This is a genomic window from Sulfuricurvum sp., assembly GCF_036279695.1.
Classification (GTDB): Bacteria; Campylobacterota; Campylobacteria; order Campylobacterales; family Sulfurimonadaceae; genus Sulfuricurvum.
This window is the reverse complement of record NZ_DASUIQ010000077.1, coordinates 1-5,849: the sequence shown is the minus strand read 5'-3', so window position 1 is coordinate 5,849 and position 5,849 is coordinate 1. Positions and strand designations below refer to the sequence as shown.

Sequence of the window (5,849 nt, the reverse complement as noted above, 5' to 3'; positions counted from 1 at the left end):
TTTCGCTTTTTTGAGCGCTTTATTCACTTTGTCAAACACCAAAACCACCGCCATACGTCGTCCGACGTGCGCTTCAGGTTTACCGAATACGCGAACGAAGCTATTATCATCAAACAACTCATCGGCAACATCGATCACCGGCTCGTGAGACTCGACAGTTGATTTAAACGCCGCGCTCGCGCCGTCGCCGTAGAAGGTAAAGCCTAACGGCAATCCAAGTACGGCACGTACGTGAAGTGCGAATTCGCTTTGACTTTGGGTGATAAGCGTTACCATCCCCGTATCGTGCGGACGAGGACTCACTTCGCTGAAATAGACCTCATCGCCTGAGACAAACAGTTCAACACCGAATAACCCTTTGCCGCCCAATCCGTCTGTTATCGCTTTGGCGATTTTTTGAGAACGCTTCAATGCCTTTTTCGACATTTGCATCGGCTGCCAGCTGTAGATATAATCGCCGTCTTTTTGGATGTGCCCGATCGGCTCACAAAATACGGTCTCTACTCCGTTGCGCGCGGTAAGGAGAGTGATTTCGTAATCAAAACGGATAAATTCCTCGACGATCAGCTCGCTTGCATCCCCTCGTGCCTCTTTGGCAATCTCCCATGAGCTTTCCAGATCAAACGGACTGTGTGCGATACTTTGCCCGTGACCGGATGAACTCATCACCGGTTTAATCACACACGGGAATCCGACATCTTCCGCAGCAGCACACATATCCTCGTACGTACTCACAAAATGATAACGGCTGGTTTTAAGTCCCAACTCTTCGGCGGCAAAACGGCGGATGTTTTTACGGTTCATTGTTTTGTTGACTGCTTCCGCGTTCGGGATAACACAAAATCCTTCCGCTTCAGCCGCGAACAATGCATCGATACTGATCGCTTCGATCTCAGGGAGGATGAAATCGGGTTTCTCTTTGCGGATCAATTTGAGCACCGCTTCTTGATCTTGCATATTCACGACATGAGATCGATTGGCAACGAGGTGTGCAGGAGCGTGCTTATAACGGTCTACCGCGATCACTTCGATCCCCAAACGTTGTGCTTCGATCGCTACTTCTTTACCGAGTTCGCCGGAGCCTAACAACATGATTTTTTTGGAATTGGTTTTGAGAGGTGCGCTAAAGAGCATGGATATAGCCTTGTGCAAAATTTATTACACTAAGTGTATCACAGGGTTAGTAAAGGTTTTGTTACAAAGGGAAAAATTGAAGGATGGAGAGGGTTTGTAACCCGAGCGCCGAAGCGCAAGGAGTTACAGGCGAGATTCGTAACGTCGCATCATATAGAGACGTTTTAACATCTTTTTGCGAGCGCTGATTTTGAATTGTTTACGCTTTTCGGTCTCTGTAACGTGGTTACGACGAGCACGAGCTTCAGTAACAATCAGATTACGATCTGTTTGTTTCTTGAAACGGCGGTAAGCAGCATCAAAATTATCATCTTGACGTAAGATAATTCCAGGCATGCAATCACCTACTTTCTATTTAAAATTTTCGAACTGGAATTATAGCGCAATTTTCGAGTAAATAAGGTTCTTTTTACCCTTAATTAGGTTATGATTTATCATTACGTCATTCTGGAGTTTCACATGAGCCCGCGAAAAACATTGCTGTGGTTAGTATTTATCGGAATGATGGTCCCCCCGATTGCATGGGTTTTTCTCGTTTTCTTTTCCCATCTTTTCACCTTTGATGAGCTGTTCTCTATCCTCGTTTCGATCCCCATGACTATCTATATGATCATCGCTACCTCCGTAATGCTGATTGGATTTGGCCGCGCATTTAGCAAGCTCGAATCCCTCATGCGTACGTCACATACCCACGAAGAAGCGGCGGCTATCGTCTCCCGATTGCCCTATTGGTTTTTGATCGGAGAAATGCTCTATACCTTTTTAGGACCCGCCGTCGTCCTCTCCGAAAAATCGTTTATTACCCTTGAGCGGTTTGGACTTGCGCAGTTTGCGGTTCTACCGTTACTTTTGCTTTTTATTATTCCGGTGTTCATTTTATTCGTTATACGGCTCGAACAATGGGTATCGGTTGTCCCCTTAAGCGAGCGGTACCCGTTTATCTCTTTCGGGAGAAAAATGGTTCTTTCCATCTTTACGACTATCCTTGGAAACATTGTTTTGCTGGTTTTGCTAAACACCATTTTGCTCTATTCTATTCCCCATCTGGAGTTATCCACCCTTGTAACCAAAAACATTACGGTAGCTCTGATCGGCATTAGCATATCGGCACTCAACATGACCCTCCTCGTAGCCCAAGTAACCCGTCCGGTAAAAATCCTTACGGAAAATCTAAAGACCGATCTGTTCGATCTGACCAAATCGTTCAACGGATCTACGCGCGATGAAACAGGTGTTATGATGAGCACTCTGAATCGTTTTGTCGCCGAGATAGAGAATTCCGTCTCTCACTCCAAAGAGATTTCCGATGCCAATCTCGACGCCGCACGCCATCTTGATACCATCAATACCCAACTCAAACAGCGAATACATGAGAGCAATTCAATCACCCGCACAACATCCGAACAAGCCCACTCAATCCAGGCGATTGTCAATGAGGGGGTGCATAATTTCACCGTGACACTGGAAAATATGAATCATGCCCTTGAACTCCTCCATCACGGACGGCAAGAGCTCTCTAGCCTATTGAATACCATTTCCCGCAGTACGGAGCTTGAAACAGAACTCGGAAATAAGCTTGAACACCTGAACGTCGAAGCGTCGCAAGTCCAACAAATCCTATCCGTCATCAACGATATTGCCGATCAAACAAACCTGTTAGCCCTGAATGCGGCAATCGAGGCGGCACGTGCCGGTGAACACGGTCGAGGGTTTGCGGTTGTTGCCGACGAAGTTCGCAAATTGGCTGAACGCACCCAAAAGAGCCTAACCGAGATCAATGCAACCATCAATATCATCGTTCAAAGTATTGCCGACGCAACCGAACAGATGCATCTCAATGCCCAATCGATGCAAAACGTTACGATGATTTCCAACAGGGTCGATACCGACATCAACGAAACGGTCAATGCAATGGAACAAACCGATACCCTCACGAAACAAAGTGTCGCCAACTCCCATACCATTGCCCGCCATATCGAGTCGATGCTTTCTCAGATGGAGGCGCTCGAATCGATAACCACCGACAATGATCTATCGATGCAGGAGCTATCTACCATTGTACAAACCATCGAATCTTCTGCCGATGCACTCAATACACGATTAGGACAGTTCAAAACACATCAATAAAGCCCCTTTTCGCTAAAATAGCGTTATGATTACTCAAGACTCCATCGAGGCGCTCAAAGCCCGACTTGATATTGTCGATATTGTGGGTTCCTATATCGAACTCAAACGTGCCGGAAGCAGCTTCAAAGCACCCTGCCCGTTTCACGATGAGAAGTCCCCCAGCTTCGTCGTCAACCCCTCACGCCAAAGCTACCACTGTTTCGGATGCGGTGTGCACGGTGATGGTATCAAATTCGTCATGGAGTATGAAAAGCTCAACTACCCCGAAGCGATCGAAAAACTGGCCGCTTCCACCAATTTTACCCTCCACTATACCGACGATACCAAGCAAAAAAAACGCTCTAATCTCCTCGAAACCCTGCGCGACTGGTATCAAAAGCTTTTGGAGCAAAATAAAACGGCGATGGGTTACCTCCACGAGCGGGGTATTTACGCTTCCAGTATCGAGCGCTTCGGGATCGGATACGCCCCGACATCACCCGAAACGCTCCGATTTTTAGAACAGCGCAAGCTCTCAACAGCCGAAGCGATCGAACAAGGTGCCATCGGACGAGGAGATGACGGACGGCTATTTGCCCGTTTTATCGAACGGATCACCTTTCCGATCCACTCCACCAGCGGTGCTATCGTCGGATTCGGCGGACGCACTATCACGGGGCATCAAGCCAAATACGTCAATTCATCCCAAAGTGCCATTTTTAACAAATCACGCCTCCTGTACGCCTATCATCTTGCCCGTGAAGCGATCTATCGCCGCCGTGAGATCATCGTCACCGAGGGATATTTGGATGTCGTGATGCTCCATCAGGCGGGATTCACCCATGCCGTCGCGACACTGGGAACCGCGCTCACTGCCGAGCATTTGCCCCTGCTACGCAAGGGTGAGCCGAAAATATTTTTGGCGTATGATGGGGATAAAGCGGGGCGCGCCGCCGCGTTCAAAGCCTCCAAACTCCTCAGCGGCTCAGGGTTTGATGGGGGAGTTGTTTTATTTGAGGGGGGACTCGATCCCGCCGATATGATCAAAAGCGGTCAGATCGAAGCCCTTAACGCCCTTTTGCACCGACCGATCCCGTTTATCGAATTCGTCATCTCAGAGATAATTAACGCCTATGATCTCCAAGACCCCAAAGCCAAAGAGACGGCACTGCATGAGAACATCGCGTTTCTCAAAACCCTCTCACCGCTTCTCCAAGAGGAGTACCGTCCGTTTGTCGCCTCCAAATTGGGTATCTCCCCATCCCTGATCCAAGTGGGTCACACAAAAAATATGACCCCTCAACCGATCAATTTTTCTCACCACGATATTTGGGAACTGAGTTTTATCAAAACCCTACTGGAACGCCCCCATATCGCAGATTCACTCCTCGATTTTATTGACGGTACATTATTGCAATATCACGGAAGCGAGTTTGAATCTGCCCTTCAAGGCCGCAGTGACGATCCCCGCCTCAGTGCCCTAATGATGGATGATCGGATTCGGACATTCGAGGGGGATGAGGGGCTGCGAGCGGAGCTTATCACTTTCTTGAGTGCGCACTATAATCGTGAACTCAAAAAAGTGACAACTCAAAATACGGTATCATTCGATCAAAAATCGTACTTAATACGTCAATTCCGTGAGAAAATCGAACGCCTTAAACGGGGCGAGTTAGTGCCTCTCACCTAAACCAAGGAAACTCATGAAAGCCATAGCTCTCTTCAGCGGCGGTCTCGACTCTACCATCGCGGCGAAACTCATCATCGATCAAGGGATCGAAGTAATCGCCTGCAATATCAATACAGGATTCGGTTCGACCAAAGACCGCCTTGCTCACATGCAAAACATGTGTGAACAGATTGGTGCCGAGTTTCGCAGTGTTGACATCCGAGACGAATATATCCGCGAAGTCCTCTTTACCCCGAAATACGGCTACGGCAAAAATTTCAACCCTTGCATCGACTGTCATGCCAAAATGTTTGAAGTTGCTAAACGAGTGATGGAAGAGTGGGGAGCGAGTTTTCTCATTAGCGGTGAAGTACTAGGGCAACGCCCGATGAGCCAAAACAGCGAATCGCTCCAAAAAGTTCTCAATCTCAGCGATTGCGAAGGGCTGCTTCTACGCCCTCTCAGCGCCAAAGCCCTCACGCCGACGATCCCTGAAACACAGGGGTGGGTGGATCGCGAAAAACTCGAGAATATCAATGGACGCAACCGTGAACGCCAAATGGAGTTAGCAGAGCAATTCGGTCTCAAAAACTACGAAGCACCGGGGGGCGGATGTTTACTCACGGATGAGAAGTTCTCCGATAAAATCCGTGATTTTATTGCTCACGATACGTTTAGCGTAGAAGATATACCGACACTGAAATACGGCCGTCAGCTTCGGCTACCTGAGGGGGCAAAACTCATCATCGGACGCAATGCGGAAGATAACGCCGTGTTAGAAGGAATCGAGAACAGCAAGTATATTCATATTACGACCCCTCTCGTAGGACCGCATGCGATGCTATCACGAAACGCTAGTGAAAATGACCGAATGTTAGCGGCAAAACTGGTGTTAGCCTATTGCAAAGCAGGATTTGAGGGGGAACAAACATTGATGTTT

General features: G+C 48.1%; 5 protein-coding genes. 3 read left to right on the top strand and 2 right to left on the bottom strand.

Features of this window, described 5'->3' with window-relative positions; all coding sequences use genetic code 11:
- Positions 1-1,134 (bottom strand): formate-dependent phosphoribosylglycinamide formyltransferase (purT, locus tag VFW36_RS07890; RefSeq protein WP_329658266.1); only part of this gene is annotated, 1,134 nt, incomplete at its 3' end.
- Between the two features lie 123 nt (positions 1,135-1,257).
- Positions 1,258-1,470 carry a 30S ribosomal protein S21 gene (rpsU, locus tag VFW36_RS07885; RefSeq protein ID WP_013458942.1) on the bottom strand — a complete coding sequence of 71 codons (213 nt, stop codon included), beginning with the start codon at positions 1,468-1,470 and terminating at the stop codon, positions 1,258-1,260.
- 90 nt (positions 1,471-1,560) lie between these two features.
- Between rpsU and VFW36_RS07880 the strand changes: the two genes are divergently transcribed.
- The 3 genes from VFW36_RS07880 to VFW36_RS07870 form a co-directional block, all read left to right on the top strand.
- The gene (locus VFW36_RS07880) at positions 1,561-3,261 is read left to right on the top strand and encodes a methyl-accepting chemotaxis protein (RefSeq protein ID WP_414720276.1); all 1,701 of its coding nucleotides are present in this window, start codon (positions 1,561-1,563) and stop codon (positions 3,259-3,261) included.
- A gap of 25 nt (positions 3,262-3,286) precedes the next feature.
- Positions 3,287-4,930, top strand: coding sequence for a DNA primase (dnaG, locus tag VFW36_RS07875; protein WP_329658264.1), 1,644 nt, complete (start codon positions 3,287-3,289; stop codon positions 4,928-4,930).
- 13 nt (positions 4,931-4,943) lie between these two features.
- On the top strand, positions 4,944-5,849 hold a 906-nt coding region (locus VFW36_RS07870), incomplete at its 3' end, for an argininosuccinate synthase domain-containing protein (protein WP_329658263.1).